Source organism: Legionella sheltonii (assembly GCF_026191355.1).
Classification (GTDB): Bacteria; Pseudomonadota; Gammaproteobacteria; order Legionellales; family Legionellaceae; genus Legionella; species Legionella sheltonii.
Genome location: NZ_JAPHOQ010000010.1, coordinates 109,674 through 126,255, shown reverse-complemented (window position 1 = coordinate 126,255; position 16,582 = coordinate 109,674). Strand labels below are relative to the sequence as shown.

Genomic DNA, 16,582 nt, shown 5'->3' with positions numbered 1-16,582 from the left:
GGTTATACTTCGTGCGGCCAAACATTAAATTGATGATATGACTCGGTGTTATTTCGGTCATGTTCCTAACTGGAGTTTAAGCCCTATGAATAAAAAAAACTTATTTAAATCTGTTTTAATACTACTTTTTGGCTTTATTTTAATAAGCTGCAACAAAGCATTGCCTCCCGGTGAGTATGATACAAATGAAGTTGGCAAAGTTAAAAAAGTAATTCCTGGAACAATTATTTCTAAACGTCCAGTGAACTTACATCGAAACATGAATAATATGACTAAAAATACAAACAATGGTTTTGTAGATAATGGTTATAGTCAAACACGCGGTGTTGAGTACGTTATTAAATTAAACTCTGGCGGAATTATTTCTGTCGTTCAGTCCGAAGATCTCAGACTTAAAACAAAACAAAAAATTCTTGTTATTTATGGAAAACACACACGTGTTGTCGCAGATAATGGAAGTGAGACATTTTAATAGCGACAACTTTTGGATGAATCAATCCTGTGATGCTAATCTAGCCTGGTTGCAAGCAGCCGGGCTTTTTTTAAGTCCTAAATAGATGGCTTAAGACTGTCGATGCATTCATAAATTAACCTTATGTTACGTCTTGCATTTGAATTCAATTGCCCCGATTCAGCGACCTCCGCTAAATTTATAATCACCTATATCGCAACTGCCAACCACATCCATGCCCCATAGTACCCACTTACGATAAAAGCTTTAAAACAATCCTGAGGCTCTCTTTTCTTGATAAGCTTTTGTTGGTAAATCAAGATAAAACCGGCGATACACCAAATAATATAAAAAAATAAATTCCTTTGATTGATCAATCCCCAATAGAGCCATAAGCCATGAAATAAACTTTGTAACATGCCAATAATTAATCGATCATAATCAGCAAACAAAATGGCAGTAGATTTTACCCCAATTCGTAAATCATCTGCTTTATCGGCCATAGCATACATGGTGTCATAAACAAGGATCCAACAAAAATTGATTAAAAATAATAAGAAACATTCAATAGTTAACGTGAAACCTGAGGCGACATAAGCCATAGGTATTCCCATAGAAAATGCAAAACCAAGAATCAGTTGTGGAGCATCTAAAAAACGTTTGCAAAATGGATAGAGTAAAGAAACAAATAATGCGATTAATCCAAGATAAAAACAATTTCGAGGTAACTGAATTAATATCAACAATGCGGCTAAAAGCAATACGATTAATAAAAGAAAAGCCTCGGGTAAAGTCACTTCTCCAGCAGTTAATGGTCTTAATTTAGTGCGAGCGACATGCTTATCGATATTTCGATCGGCAATATCATTGATGACACAGCCTGCTGATCGCATAAGAACCGTTCCGCCAAAAAAAAGGGCAAACAATCTAAATGATGGCGCCCCTTTGTTTGCTAGCCACAAAGCCCATGCAGTGGGATACCATAGCAATAAAATTCCCACAGGTTTATCAAAGCGCATTAATCGCCAATACGCATTCCATTTCATTGATTCAAACTCTCAAGTTCAGGTAACATAATTTCAACTAAATAAAATGACTCCTTTTGTTGAAATGAAAACTCTGCGAGACGGACCCAAAGTACACCATGAACCGAATCCAAAGTTCGTTTAACCCAATAATACTCTAAACATTGTTGATCGGCGGGATAACTAATCCATTGTACGCGACACACTTTATCTTGATCAAAAATTAAGTTTCTTATGGATTCATTTTTTAGACGTCCAAAAAAATCAGGATCGAGGTCATAACATTTTTTAGGAATAATACTTCGGGCATACCAATAAGCGACACCATGACTTCTCATAATAATGTCACGCTGAAAAACCATTTCATCTTGAATGTGTAGAAAATTTTTATTCCACCAATCTGTATTTATCCAATCTTGGGAAATAAGTTCAATTTTTGCCTCACCCTTTATTTGCTGCAATTTATCAGTTAATGAAGCTTGATGATTGAGCCACTCTGTAAGAGGCTCGGAGCTTTTTGCACTTATTGTAAAAATAGATTGGGTATTAATAGCCATGGATGGTATTACTTAAAACAAAATATTATCAGTAAGATCTTACAAAATTAACGCTCTAGCGACAAGCTATTGCTGACTCTTATTCTTCCTAGTCGATTTAAAATCACAGTGACTTGCTCATGTGTCACTTTATTAATTAAGGTAAAATGCCCATTGCTCATCGCCTGACCAAGAACAGTTGAAAACGTGATCTTATTTTTTGAACCAGCGCCCTCCCAATTCAAACTCCAGCGTGGATGATTCCATTGCCATTGATAAATCATTTTGGTTTGATTGGTTTGTTTCTCTAAAAAACTCAAAACCATACCATTTGACCAATTGGATGAGCTATCTATGGGAGTAAGATATACTGGATTACCAAGAATAATCGCCTGAATCTTGGCATATTGAATTGCTGTTCGTAGTTCATCAATTATTGTTTGTTGCTCATTTTTATTCATGAAATAAGTATATGAAGCTATTCCTAATAGTGATAATCCTATAAATAACGCCATCGTTATCACTAACTCAAGAAGTGTAAAACCTTTTCTTTTCATAAAAATAAATGCTTCTCCATATCTATTCCTGGTGCGAATGGAAGTAAATAAAATATCATGTATTGCAACATATTACATACTAAAAGAAAACGCCTCATCAGAGTCATCCTCTGCTTCATAATAAACACCTGAAACTACGGTTTGCAAAGGCTCACTTTTTCTGCTCATCGAACGAAGTAAGCGAGTATTAATTTGAGAATCTTTGTTCCATATACGCAACATACGTAAACATTGGGGAAAAGATAAATCCCAACGTGCAAAATACTCGTCTTTATCCATGTTTTTATTCCCATTCAACAAATCAAGCACCTGACTCAATGCATCATAAACCTCTTTAGCCGGATTTTTTTTAAGTTCTTTTAATAACTTAATCACAATATGAAGAATTAAATGAGTTTCATTTCGAATTTTTGCAAAATGCTCTAAACAAGCAAAAGGATCTTTCAACAAAAATGAATGGCGAGCGTAATCAAAGATTTTTTTGTCCGTACTGTCTTTTAATAAGGACTGCGATAACTTTAAAAATACAGGATATACCGCAAGTAAAATTTTGTGATTCTCCATTCTCACTGTAGAAGAAAGGGTGTGGTGTATTTCATTACCAAAAAATGTTAATGGACGATCTTCATGTGAAGGGCTATGTAATGAAGAAGATCCCGAGTTGAAATAAAGAGCCTTTAATTCTTGAGCCTGTTTTAACAAATCAACGCGATTAGGAGCAGTAGATTCTTCAAGTAGTTGATACACTCTATCAAACCATTGTCTATCTCCTCTATAACAACAATAAGAGAGCAATTCACCTAAAGAGCTGAACGTCTCATACATGAACTCCTCATTATCATACTCATCAAATTCATTTTTGTGATAGCGCATATTTAAGTAGTTTATTGTCTCTTTGTAACCTGACTCAATCATTTTTTTTCTGGTTTTCTCTCCCACTGTAAATGATGAGGTAGATACATTATCTACATTGATCACAATGGATTGGCATGCATATTTTCTTAATTTTAAACGGTCTTTTTCCCACCCACTGGCAGGATCACTCACCCCAGTTAGCAATCGATAAATCCAGTTTAACACTATATTTTCTCTATAAACCCTATCCATCACTCGATCTATTGCCTTTCTCTCGGGTCCATCATCGAACTTGACAGCGAGTACTTTTAAATTATTACCATATTCGGATTCGAGTAATGTTGTATGATCATCCACAAAAGCTTCCGTAGGAAAATTATTCAATACACCACCATCATTATGTGGATCCCCATCAATATCGGTCGACCGGTAAACTATAGGAAAGCTTGCTGATGTTTTAACTGCTTCACTTACTTCAAAATTAGGTGAGCGTAAAAATGAAAAATAGCGCGTTTCCCCCTTACGTTTATTCGTAGCCGTTACCACCAACTCTTTTCCTATACCACATCCAGGACATTTTTTTCTTATCTCTTCTAAAGTTGCGAAAGTAATTTTTCCTTCTGGATATGGAATTCGATATTTAGCAACGATTTCATTTAATTTATAGGCAATTGCATAATCAAGAGCTGTCTTTAGCGAATGAGCCTCTGAAATTCCATTAATATTAATATCAAAATGAACTAAATGTTCATGTTTAAAATGTTTAAATAATTCTTCAATTTCAGCCGCTGAATAGCCTAAATAACACATTAAAGCCATAATCGCGCCCGCAGAACTACCCGCGAACTTTTCAGGATATATTCTGGCTTCATTTAGCGCCTTCCAGACCCCAATATGAGCAAAAATTTTTGCACCACCACCGCAAAGAACAATATTTTCAATATTAGGTTTTCTTTCTCTGACTAAAATCTCATGAGATTTTAAAAATCGATATATTTCTATTTTTTTTGATTCATGTAAGGGAACTATTTGTTTTTCTTTAATGGATTTGCTTTTAACTTTTTCTTCACCCAACCATGGAAATAACCAAATCCAAATTCGAATATACCAAGGTTTCATGGACATAAATCGCTGCATTTTTCGATAATCATACATTTTATCGAGACGTTCCTGCGGATCAGACACTTCTATAGATTGAGGATGCGGGCTTTTGCATACCGATTCAAATTTGATATTTTTTAAATTGAGCGTACTAAGCTGTTCGACTAATTTATCGGTAATAAAAATTCGTTTTGTATTTCCTAAAGGCTCTTGTTGTAAGTCATTGTGGGCTTTGTACTTTGTTCCTGTTCCAGGTACTAAAAATTGATTAAAGCCGATCAATATTCCATGAGTCCCTTGACACATCTCAATTCCAGTCAATTGATAGTGAGATATATTTTTCAGTGATAAATCGATATCGCTTATTTTCCAATAGTCTAAATACAGCCCTTGGAACCAGCTTACTATTCTACCCCACCAGGACAAAGGGACCTCAGCAGTAAAACCTCGATACTCATTTACGGTAACGCCTCTTAAAAAAACCTTCGATTTATTCTCTTGATGCGGCTCTAAGAACCAGTGCATAAATAGGGCTCTTTTTTCTTCACTTAGACGTGTAAAATCGAACATCATCTGCTCGTTGTCAAATAAATAGTTCCCTAAGGCAATTTTATTATCTGGAGGTAAGCCGTTGATCTGTAGACGACCTAAGTAGGCAGTAATAATAATTTTTTTTAATAAATCCAGGTTTTGAGCATATTGAGCTGAGTCAGAGTCAAGCAACTGACTTATTACGTGTTGTGGTGTCATCACTTATCCTTAAGTTATGATAATCCATTAATACATTCAGCAGCTTTATTGTATTTTGCAAAATTTCCTATTCTGCTTAAATCTTCTTTTTGCTTAAACTCCTGTTTTTCTTAATCACCTCATTCATTTAAGTGATACGGTTGGATGCTTATCTGTTTTATTATTTTTAACCATCACAAATATAATTAACACAAATTTATCAGAAATTAAATAGCACTAATTAATCAAAAATTACACTTCTTATTTTGAAGTAAGTGAGATTGAGTTGAGGTATAAATAAATTTTCTTAAGATAACCCTGGGTAACAACTTGGGTTACCCAGGACATTGAGATAATTAAGGTTCTTGAATACTTTTTAGAATTTCTGCGACAACGAGTTCTGGATTTGATGATTGGGTGATGGGACGACCTACCACTAAATAATCACTACCTTCTTTAATAGCTTGTTTGGGTGTCATCACTCTTGATTGATCATCATTTGCATCATTTGTAAGTCTAATTCCTGGAGTAACTGTAATAAATTGATCGCCACAGGCCCTTTTAATTACGTTAACTTCTTGAGCGGAGCTAACCACTCCATCTAAACCGGATTCTTGGGTTAAGATTGCCAGTTTCTTTACATGCTCCATGATCGGTGTGCTTATGCCAATAGAAGTTAATTCGTTTTCATTAAAACTGGTTAAAACAGTTACAGCGATTAAAAGAGGTCGATTAGTGCCATACGCATCGATTGCTTTGCGTGCTGCCTGCATCATGCTTACTCCGCCGGAGGCATGAACATTCATCATCCACACCCCTAATTCAGCCCCTGCCTTACACGCATTTGCAACAGTATTGGGAATATCATGAAATTTTAAATCCAAGAAAACCTTAAATTGTCGCTTCACTAATTGTTTCACAAAATCCGTGCCAAATAGAGTAAAAAGCTCGCTACCTACTTTCAGAGCACAACTTTTAGGATCAAGCTTTTCAATTAGGTTTAAAGCAGCATGCTCATTATCAAAATCAAGCGCAACAATTAATTGAGGTGTCATTTTATGCCACAGCCTCTTCTTCGCGCATTTCTAGAGCATTTTTAACTGCAGCAACAATTTTCATTTGTTCGGCTTCTTGCAAATAAGGATGCATAGGTAAACTGATTACCCGACTGCTTGCATGTTCAGAATGGGGAAAATCGCCCACTTTGTAACCTAAATAAGCTAAGGCAGTTTGTTGATGCAACGGTATTGGATAATGGACTGCTGTTGGGATTCCTGATTCGCTCATTGATTTTTGAAAAGCATCACGATTATTTACTTCAATTGTATATTGTGCGTACACGCTTGTGTTATAGCTATGAATATAAGGTGTTTTTACTAATGGCGAGAGCATGTGATCATAAGCCTTAGCAACCCTTTGCCGCATAATGATTTCATCAGGGAAAAGTTTCAGTTTTTCAATTAAAACAGCAGCTTGTATGGTATCCATTCGGCCATTAATGCCTATACGATTATGGCAATAACGCGCATTTTGTCCATGAATTCTTATTTCAATGAGTTTCTGTGCCAAAGCATCATCATTGGTAAAACAAGCACCAGAATCACCATATCCACCTAAAGGTTTAGATGGAAAAAAACTAGTACATCCAATTGTTGATAAGGCGCATGAATAGTTACCTTTATATGTTGCACCGAAACTCTGCGCTGCGTCTTCAATTACCGGAATACCGTAACGAGCAGCAATCGCATTAATTTCATCATGATCAGAACATTGACCATACAATCCAACGGGCATTATAGCCTTAGTTTTACTGGTAATAGCCGCTTCTAAATGTTTGGGATCCATATTATAGGTAAGAGGGTCGATATCGACAAAAACTGGTTTGGCTTGGCAAAGGCTAATTACTTCTGTGGTGGCAAAAAAACTAAACGGAGTTGTAATAACCTCATCTCCAGGCTGAATTTCCAAAGCCATTAATGCCATTAATAAGGCATCTGTTCCACTTGAATTGACAATAACATGTTTGACACCTATAAAATCAGCCAATTGCTTTTCAAGCTCTGTAATTTCAGGTCCCATAATATACTGGCCATGATTCAAAACATTTTTAATACTGGCCAAAATTTCGGTTTCTATTATTGAATACTGTTTTTTTAAATCGATAAATTGCATCATAATCTCTTAAAATTAGTTAATATCCTTCCAAACCATGGACAGGTTTCATTCTTCCCCAGTTTTTACAACCGGGACAATGCCAATGCAGATGCTTACCACCAAAGCCGCAATGAACGCATCGATAAACTGGCTTATTGTCTAAAAACTTACTCGTTATATCATAAAGCATTTGTAATTTGTCACGAACTTTCCCGTGAGCAGATTCAAGATGCCAATAAATTAACTGATTTAAACCTCTTATTGATGGATGTTTGCTTAAATTATCGGCTACGAAATCTATAGCGGCATCCATATTCTTTTGTTGTCTTAAATATTCTGCGATGACAAAAATTACTGAAGCCCGAGGATGATTTTCTAAGGTCTGCTCAAGATACTTGATGCACTCATCCATTGTATTTAATTCTTTGTGGCATATAACTAGTGGTTCAATAATTTCTGTTAAAAAATCTGCATCTTGTTGTGGGACACGCTTTAATGAGCGAATGGCTTGCTTGTAACGACCTTCTTTCATTTCCAGGCTTGCATTCATTAAGCTGGCTCGAACTGATTCATTATCCACACTTATAGCTTGTTTAATACAATATGTAGCCTTGTCAATCGCATTAGTTTTTAATGCCTGACTGGCCATTTCACAATAATAATGAGCTGCTTGATTATGAAAACTTGTTCCTGTTGAAATTTCTAATTTTTTAATTACATCTAAAGCCTTTTCCCAAGCTTTTTCTTGCTGATAAATGGCTAATAAGCCATGTAAACTTCGTGTTTCTTTAGAACCACCTAACTCCACAACCTCTAAGAAAATTCGCTCTGCCCTATCAAATAAACCAGCACTCATATAATCCTGGCCAAGAGCCATTAAAGATTCTTTTCTTTGCAGAATACTTAATTGAGGCCTTGCAATCAAATTTTGATGAATTCGGATGGCTCTATCAACCTCTCCACGACGCCTGAATAAACTTCCTAATGCAAGGTGAGTTTCTACCGTATCACTATCTACCTCTAATAATTTAATAAAAATATCAACAGCCTTATCAGGTTGTTCATTTAAGAGATAATTAAGTCCGACAACGTATTCACGGGATAAACGGTTATAAAAAGTAGGATCTTCTTTGGGTTTACTACGATTTGCCATCCACCAGCCCGACCAAGCAGCAGCAGGCAATAGTAATGGCCATAAATCAATCATTATTACCCTCCTCTGTGCATGTTACGTTTTATATAATAAAAAAACTAATGTTGATCTTGCAATGGAATTGATCGTAAGTTTTTAATTTCTTTTTCAGTTAATTTCAATTGATTCTTAATTTTGTAACATTCCGCCTTTAGACGCCAATATCGTCCAACAAAAAGTATAAAACCCACTAGAATACCAATGCCCAACATTATGGTCATAAGAACTGAGATAGGCATAGATATTGTTTTAAAATAAAAATTAACATCTACCGAAGTAGCATTTAGGGCAGCAAAACTAACGCCAATAATAATGAGAAGTAAATAAATAACCAGCATTAATATGCGCATAAATTCTTCCTTTTGTTGCCTGGGCAGTAAAAGCGAAGTGCAACCCGGTATTACCAGGAGACTATAATAACATAAACCTGAGCTCACTTCGCCTCACTCAGATTATTTATATAGATAAAAACAAAAAAGCGTAGAAAAATCTACGCTTTTTTAGCTATTTGACAATAAAGAAATTAATCACTTTCTTTGCTTGCCATTTTTTCTTTCAACAAATCACCTAAGGTTGTTGTTGATGCGCCTTCAGTTCTAGAGTACTTCTTAATCGCATCAGCTTCATCTTGAGCATCTTTCGCTTTTACTGAAAGAGTAATTGAACGGTTTTTACGGTCAACATTGATGATTTTTGCTTCAATCTCGTCACCTTCTTTGACCAGAGTAGTCGCATCATCAACACGCTCATCTGAAAGCTCACTCGCACGAATAGTACCAGTAATGTCATCTGCTAATGCAACAGTAACTGTTTTAGCGTCAACAGCCACAACAGTTCCTTTGACGATAGCTCCTTTGGTGTACTCATCAACAAAACTTGTAAAGTTGTCGCCTTCAAGTTGTTTAATACCTAAGGAAATTCGCTCACGCTCGGGGTCTATAGCAAGAATAACTGCTTCTAATTCCTGTCCTTTCTTAAACTGTTTTACTGCTTCTTCGCCAGGAACAGTCCAGGAAATATCAGACAAGTGAACTAAACCATCAATATCGCCATCTAAGCCAATGAATATTCCAAAATCAGTGATGGAACGAATCTTACCACTAACTTTTTGGTTCTTATTGTGAGTTGCAGCAAATTGTTGCCATGGATTACCCACACATTGCTTCATACCTAAAGAAATACGACGTCGTTCTTCATCAATTTCAAGAACCATAACATCAACTACATCACCTAGTGAAACCACTTTACTTGGATGTACGTTTTTATTGGTCCAATCCATCTCAGACATATGGACTAAGCCTTCAACACCTTCTTCAATTTCTACAAAGCAACCATAATCAGTAATGTTGGTTACTTTACCTTGTAATTTTTTGCCTATTGGATAACGTTCTACCAGGTCAACCCAAGGATCGTTACCTAATTGCTTCATGCCTAAGGAAACACGGTTTCTTTCGCTGTCAAAGCTTAATACTTTCACTTTCACATCTTGACCAACTGATAATACCTCACTTGGATGTTTGACCCGTTTCCAAGAAATATCAGTAATGTGTAGCAAGCCATCTATGCCACCCAAATCAATAAATGCACCATAATCGGTAAGGTTTTTGACAATACCATGGAGCTCTTGGCCTTCATGTAGTGACTCAAGCAATGCTTGTCTGTCAGCGCTGCTTTCTTCTTCAACAACTGCGCGACGTGATACAACAATATTGTTGCGCTTTAAATCCATTTTAATTACTTTGAATTCAAGCTCTTTTCCTTCAAGATAAGAAGGATCTCTTACAGGTCTGACGTCTACTAATGAACCAGGTAAGAAAGCGCGTATCGTTCCAATTTCAACAGTAAATCCGCCTTTGACCTTGCCGGAAATAAGACCGGTAACTGTTTCATTGTTTTCATGTGATTTAGATAATTTTCGCCAAGCTTCCTGACGTTTTGCTTTTTCTCTTGAAAGGAGCGTTTCGCCGTAGCCATCTTCGACTGAGTCCAGCGCTACTTCGACAGTATCACCCAGGTTAACTTCCAAGGCACCATCTTTGTCATAAAATTCTTCTTTAGGTACAATCCCTTCAGATTTTAGACCGGCATTTAAAATGACATAATCACTATCGATACCGATAACTTTGGCATTAATAATGGCACCAGGATAAAATTGAGCACCGGCAATACTTTGCTCAAACAATTCTTTGAAACTTTCAGACATGTTAATAAACTCTTTAGTAAAAAAATGAAAGAATGAGTTCCACTCATCTTTCCCCTAATAAAAACTTAAACATTGTGCATACGTTCCTTCATTAATTCTAATACAATATTAAACACTTGTACAATGGATAAGCTGGTTGTATCAATTTGCACTGCATCATCTGCAGGCTTTAATGGCGCATGTGCACGACCAGTATCCCTTACGTCACGTTTAGCCAATTCTTCTACAACCTGCGCGAGGCTAACATTAATTCCTTTTTCTTTCAACTGTAAATATCGTCTATTTGCTCTTTCTGCTTCGTTTGCATATAAAAAAATCTTTAAAATGGCCGTTGGAAAAACTACTGTGCCCATATCGCGGCCATCAGTAACCAAACCGGGAGGTTGAGCAAAATTACGTTGACGCTCAAGAAGCGCCTGCCTTACTTCGTGAATTGCTGCAATTTGAGATGCATCTTGCCCACATTGCTCACTTCGAATTGCTGAGCTGATGTCCTCTTCGTCCAATATAGTTTGTGTTCCATAATCATCTGAAGATACAAAACGTAAATTTAGGGACCGAGCTAAAGCAGTTAATTGTTCCACATCATGAAAATCAATTTTGTTTTTTCTTGCCGCATAAGCGAGGACGCGATAAATTGCACCGCTATCAAGCATATTCCATTTAAGATGTTTTGCAAGTAATTGACATATCGTTCCCTTACCAGTTCCACTTGGCCCATCTAGGGTTATCACAGGTACGGTGTCATTGTACATTATCAACAGTTTCCTCTATTTGTAGCTGAAGCGCCCTTGCTGTTTCGATGAACAAAGGAAATGAGGTAGCTACATTGGCACAATTTTTAATAGTAACGGGTTCACTAGCTACCGCCCCAGCGATTGCAAAAGACATGGCAATACGGTGATCACCCATACTTTCAACACTACCTCCATGCATTATTCCGCCCTCAATCATGACACCGTCATCGAATGCTTCCGCATGAATGCCTAATTTTATTAGGCCATCAACCATGGTAGCAATACGGTCACTTTCTTTAAAACGTAACTCGCTTGCCCCATGAAGTGTAGTTTGTCCTTGGGCACATGCTGCGGCTACAAAAATAGCAGGAAATTCATCAATTGCAAGTGGAACCATATTTGCACCAATATTAATTCCTTTCAATGGCGCATATTTAACGCGTAAATCAGCAACCCATTCTTCTCCCAGTTGCCGTTGATTTAACAGAGTAATGTTGGCGCCCATTTCGAGTAAAATATGAATTATCCCTGTACGTGTTGGATTAATGCCAACATTACGAATTAGGACATCAGAACCAGGAATAATCGTGGCTGCAACAATAAAAAATGCTGCCGAGGAAATATCTCCAGGAACAAAAACCTCAGTACCCAAGCATTCACTTGTTGAATTAATAACGAGAACATTGTCTTTATGATGAACTGGATAAGAGAAGTATTTGAGCATTAGCTCCGTATGATCTCGACTTATACCGGTTTCTGTAATTTGAGTCTCACCTCGAGCATAAAGTCCTGCCAATAAAATACATGATTTCACCTGAGCACTTGCTTCAGGCATTACATAATGGATTCCATTAAGTTCTTTTCCGCCTCTAATTGTTACCGGAGGTTTGCCATCCACAGTAGTTATATCAGCACCCATTTGTGTCAATGGCTTACTAATCCGTAGCATAGGTCTCTTTAATAAACTTTCATCACCGGTCAACTGACTATCAAAAGATTGTGCCGCCAATAATCCCGCTAATAAGCGCATGCTGGTTCCAGAGTTTCCGCAATCAATAACCTGCTCCGGTTTCTTCAACCCATATTTCCCAACACCATGAATTACAACTTGTTGTTCATCAGGCCCTTCTATTGAAACGCCCATTGCTTGAAATGCCTTCAAGGTCGCCATGCAATCCTCACCATCGAGAAAACCATTAATGATGGTTGTTCCTTTAGCTATGGATCCAAAAATAATGGAGCGATGGGAAATCGATTTATCACCAGGCACGGTGATCTCACCTTTTATCGCGCGGACGGGTTTACTTATGAAATTATGTATTCTCACCGACTATTTTCCTCAGCAAATTCAGACATGAACTCAATAAGTGCATCTACTCCAGCCATTGGCATTGCATTATAAAGGCTGGCGCGTAGTCCACCCACAAGTCGATGTCCATTTAAAGCATATAAACCACGAAGTTGCGCTAAACGAAGGAATTCATCCTCTAATTGTTCATTCTTAAGTGAGAAACATATATTCACAATGGAACGCACTTGAGGATCAATATTAGTAGTATAAAAATCTGAGCTATCCAGATATTGATATAACTTTGCTGCTTTTTGGCAGTTAATACGATATATTGCTTCAACTCCACCTTGTTTTTTTAACCAATCAAACATTTTATCAGCTAAATAACAATTAAATACCGGCAAAGTTGCATAAAGTGAATGATGCTCAGCTTGAATCTTATAATTTAACATGGTAGGTACAGGAGGAACAGGTAATCTCTCCAGCAGGTCATCCCGAACAATTACTATGGTTAAACCCGCATTTGCTATATTTTTCTGAGCTCCGGCGAAAATTAAGCCATAACTCTTGATGTCTATCGGCTCGGTAAGCAGAGCAGAGGTCATGTCCGCAATTAATGTACTACCCTTTGTTTTAGGAACATTGGGAAATCGTACACCATTGACGGTTTCATTAGGTGTGTAATAAACATAGGATGTATTTTCTTTTATTTCCCAACTTTTAGGTTCAGGAATTGTCTTATAACCATATTCTTCGCCACTGGCGATGCAATAGGCTTGTTTTAAGTGCTGTGCTTCAGCAAAAGCCATATGCGACCATACACCGGTAACTAAATACCCCGCCTGCTCCTCTGGATGCAAAAAATTCATGGGAATCATCGCAAATTGGGTACGGGCCGCACCTCCAAAAAATAGTACTTGATAATTTGGAGGAATAAAGAGTAATTCTCTTAAAGACTGCTCGGCATGATTCAAAAGCGCCGAAAATTCTGGAGTACGATGCCCCACTTCAAGCACTGAGACACCTAAGTTTTGCCAATCAAGGAATTCTTCCTGAGCTTCCTTTAATATGGTCTCAGGAAGCATTGAAGGACCAGCACCAAAATTATAAACTCGATTCGTCATCGCCACTTTCTTCAATTTCAATTTCGTTATCGGACTCATTAGAGTCCTCGCCCAAATCTTCAATTTTCTGCATACCCACTACTTTTTCACCAGGGCTGACATTAATTAATCGAACCCCTTGTGTATTTCGTCCGATCACAGACAATTCATTTATCCTGAAGCGTACCAAGGTGCCTTTATCTGTAATGAGCATGGCTTCATCCGCATCAGTCACTTGGACTGAACGAACAACTTTACCATTACGTTCGCTTACCTGAATGGAAATCACCCCTTGTCCACCTCGACCAGAAACACGATATTCTTCAATTGAGGTACGTTTACCGTATCCATTTTCTGTTGCAGTTAATATGGTTCCATCTGGGTGCGCTACAACCAAGGAAATTACTGCCTGACCTTCTTCTATGCGAATACCTCGCACACCACGAGCAGTACGCCCCATAGGTCGGACTTTATTTTCATCAAAACGAACCACTTTTCCGGCATCAGTAAATAACATGATATCTTTACTACCATCGGTGATATCCACACCGACCAAGCTGTCATCTTCGTCAAGATCCACAGCAATAATTCCGTTGGATCTGGGACGGCTAAATGCATTTAAAGGTACTTTTTTGACTGTTCCCTTTTTAGTGGCCATAAACACATAATAACCCTCTTGATATTCTCTGACTGGCAACATGGCATTAATTTCTTCGCCTTCAGCAAGAGGTAAGATATTAATAATGGGACGGCCTCTGGAAATACGGCTGGCTAATGGAAGCTGATAAGCTTTTAACCAATAGAGTTTTCCATGGTTAGAGAAACAAAGTAGCGTGTCATGTGTACTTGCAATAACGAGACGTGAAACAAAGTCTTCATCTTTAACATTGGTTGCAGATTTACCTTTTCCGCCACGACGCTGAGCCTGATATGCAGTAAGTGGTTGGTATTTTACATAACCTTGATGTGACAGAGTCACTACCACATTCTCTTCAGTAATTAAATCCTCAATGGTTAAGTCTTCTTGTGATGCGGTAATTTCAGTACGACGCTCGTCACCAAACTGTGTTTTAATCTCAAGAAACTCATCACGGATCACTTGCATCAGCCGTTCTGGAGAAGCCAAAATTTCCAATAGCTCGCGAATTAACTTCAATAATTCCTCGAACTCACCTAAAATCTTATCCTGTTCCAGAGCAGTTAAACGATGTAGTCTTAATTCCAGAATCGCTTGGGCTTGGGCTTCTGATAATTTATAGCCATCAGCACCTAAACCAAACTCAGCAGCCAAATCATCAGGACGTGATGCATCAGAACCAGCTCGCTCCAGCATCGTTTTAACCATGCCTGCTTCCCACAACTTAGCAAGTAAGGCTTCTTTTGCATCTTGCGGCGTTGGTGATTGTTTAATCAAAGCAATCATCTCATCAATATTAGCGAGGGCAATACCTAGACCTTCCAATAAATGAGCACGGCTACGTGCTTTTTTCAGATCGAACAGGGTTCTTCGGGTGACAACTTCACGTCGGTGTTTAATAAAATATTCAAGAATTTGTTTCAAATTCAATGTACGGGGTTGACCATCAACTAAGGCAACCATATTGATTCCGAACACGTTTTGCATTTGCGTATGAGCATATAAGTTATTTAAAATGACATCAGCCACTTCATTTCGTTTTAGCTCAATAACGACGCGCATTCCTTGTTTATCTGATTCATCTCTAAGCCCAGAAATCCCCTCAATCTTTTTATCACGAACCAGTTCAGCAATACGCTCAACCAAACGGGCTTTATTCACTTGATAAGGAAGTTCCGTGATAATAATGGACTGGCGCCCAGAATCTTCATCTGTTTCAATTTCTGTTCGAGCGCGGATAATGGCTCGACCTTTCCCCGTACGATAACCTTGAATAATCCCAGCTCGTCCATTAATAATAGCTGCTGTTGGGAAATCAGGACCAGGAATAATTTCCATAATGTCATCTAGACTTAATTCAGGATCGTCAACTAAGGCAATACACGCATTAATCACTTCAGTCAGGTTATGCGGTGGAATATTCGTCGCCATACCTACAGCAATACCGGAAGAACCATTAACAAGCAGATTGGGTACACGGGAAGGCAAAACTACCGGAGCGAATTCGGTTTCGTCATAGTTAGGGCTAAAATCAACTGTTTCTTTTTCCAGATCAGCTAATAAAGCGTGAGCCACTTTCGACATTCTTACTTCGGTATACCGCATTGCCGCAGGCGCGTCACCATCTACCGAACCAAAGTTACCCTGACCATCAACCAAAAGATATCGCATTGAAAAAGGTTGTGCCATGCGAACGATTGTATCATAAACTGCTGTATCACCATGTGGATGGTATTTACCGATCACATCCCCCACGACACGCGCCGATTTTTTATAGGGTTTATTCCAGTCATTACCTAATTCACTCATTGCATAAAGCACGCGTCGATGAACCGGCTTCAGCCCATCACGAACATCAGGCAATGCCCTGCCTACAATGACACTCATCGCATAATCAAGATAGGATTGTTTTAATTCATCTTCAATATTAACTGGCAAGACTTCTTTAGCTAGATAAACCATGGTTTGGACGTATCCTTGACGATAAATTTTAATAATGAAGAATACCACA

The 16,582-nt window shown here is 37.8% G+C and carries 14 protein-coding genes; 1 reads left to right on the top strand and 13 read right to left on the bottom strand.

The features are described from left to right. The first annotated feature begins 85 nt into the window (after positions 1-85). Positions 86-472 carry a hypothetical protein gene (locus tag OQJ26_RS12630; protein WP_265704123.1) on the top strand — a complete coding sequence of 129 codons (387 nt, stop codon included), beginning with the start codon at positions 86-88 and terminating at the stop codon, positions 470-472. A gap of 188 nt (positions 473-660) precedes the next feature. Here the strand turns inward: OQJ26_RS12630 and ubiA are convergent, their stop codons facing one another. The 13 genes from ubiA to gyrA form a co-directional block, all read right to left on the bottom strand. Beyond that, complete coding sequence (ubiA, locus tag OQJ26_RS12625; protein WP_265704122.1) at positions 661-1,497, bottom strand: 4-hydroxybenzoate octaprenyltransferase; 837 nt, start codon at positions 1,495-1,497, stop codon at positions 661-663. Next, complete coding sequence (locus OQJ26_RS12620; protein WP_265704121.1) at positions 1,494-2,033, bottom strand: chorismate--pyruvate lyase family protein; 540 nt, start codon at positions 2,031-2,033, stop codon at positions 1,494-1,496. Before OQJ26_RS12620 ends, ubiA begins: the two co-directional genes overlap by 4 nt. A 47-nt stretch (positions 2,034-2,080) precedes the next feature. Next, positions 2,081-2,569: a GspH/FimT family pseudopilin gene (locus OQJ26_RS12615; protein WP_265704120.1), complete on the bottom strand. Its 489-nt coding sequence runs from the start codon at positions 2,567-2,569 to the stop codon at positions 2,081-2,083. A gap of 72 nt (positions 2,570-2,641) precedes the next feature. After that, entirely contained in the window at positions 2,642-5,275 is a 2,634-nt protein-coding gene (gene vpdC / locus OQJ26_RS12610) for a Dot/Icm T4SS effector VpdC (protein ID WP_322783967.1), read from the bottom strand. 335 nt (positions 5,276-5,610) lie between these two features. Continuing rightward, complete coding sequence (gene pyrF / locus OQJ26_RS12605) at positions 5,611-6,309, bottom strand: orotidine-5'-phosphate decarboxylase (RefSeq protein WP_265704118.1); 699 nt, start codon at positions 6,307-6,309, stop codon at positions 5,611-5,613. Between the two features lies 1 nt (position 6,310). Then, positions 6,311-7,426 carry a DegT/DnrJ/EryC1/StrS family aminotransferase gene (locus OQJ26_RS12600; protein WP_265704187.1) on the bottom strand — a complete coding sequence of 372 codons (1,116 nt, stop codon included), beginning with the start codon at positions 7,424-7,426 and terminating at the stop codon, positions 6,311-6,313. Between the two features lie 19 nt (positions 7,427-7,445). Further along, the gene (lapB, locus tag OQJ26_RS12595) at positions 7,446-8,615 is read right to left on the bottom strand and encodes a lipopolysaccharide assembly protein LapB (RefSeq protein WP_265704117.1); all 1,170 of its coding nucleotides are present in this window, start codon (positions 8,613-8,615) and stop codon (positions 7,446-7,448) included. Between the two features lie 44 nt (positions 8,616-8,659). After that, entirely contained in the window at positions 8,660-8,950 is a 291-nt protein-coding gene (locus OQJ26_RS12590) for a lipopolysaccharide assembly protein LapA domain-containing protein (protein WP_028380413.1), read from the bottom strand. Positions 8,951-9,123: 173 nt separating this feature from the next. After that, on the bottom strand, positions 9,124-10,803 hold the full coding sequence (gene rpsA / locus OQJ26_RS12585) for a 30S ribosomal protein S1 (protein ID WP_265704116.1): 1,680 nt from the start codon (positions 10,801-10,803) through the stop codon (positions 9,124-9,126). A 65-nt stretch (positions 10,804-10,868) separates the two neighbouring features. After that, a complete protein-coding gene (cmk, locus tag OQJ26_RS12580; protein ID WP_265704115.1) occupies positions 10,869-11,558 on the bottom strand; it encodes a (d)CMP kinase in 690 nt (229 codons plus the stop codon). After that, positions 11,548-12,867, bottom strand: a complete 1,320-nt coding sequence (aroA, locus tag OQJ26_RS12575; protein WP_416209961.1) for a 3-phosphoshikimate 1-carboxyvinyltransferase — start codon at positions 12,865-12,867, stop codon at positions 11,548-11,550. Before aroA ends, cmk begins: the two co-directional genes overlap by 11 nt. Beyond that, complete coding sequence (gene serC, locus OQJ26_RS12570) at positions 12,864-13,955, bottom strand: 3-phosphoserine/phosphohydroxythreonine transaminase (RefSeq protein ID WP_265704185.1); 1,092 nt, start codon at positions 13,953-13,955, stop codon at positions 12,864-12,866. Before serC ends, aroA begins: the two co-directional genes overlap by 4 nt. Then, the gene (gene gyrA, locus OQJ26_RS12565) at positions 13,936-16,533 is read right to left on the bottom strand and encodes a DNA gyrase subunit A (protein ID WP_265704114.1); all 2,598 of its coding nucleotides are present in this window, start codon (positions 16,531-16,533) and stop codon (positions 13,936-13,938) included. The genes serC and gyrA overlap by 20 nt, the downstream gene beginning before the upstream one ends. Positions 16,534-16,582 lie beyond the last annotated feature (49 nt).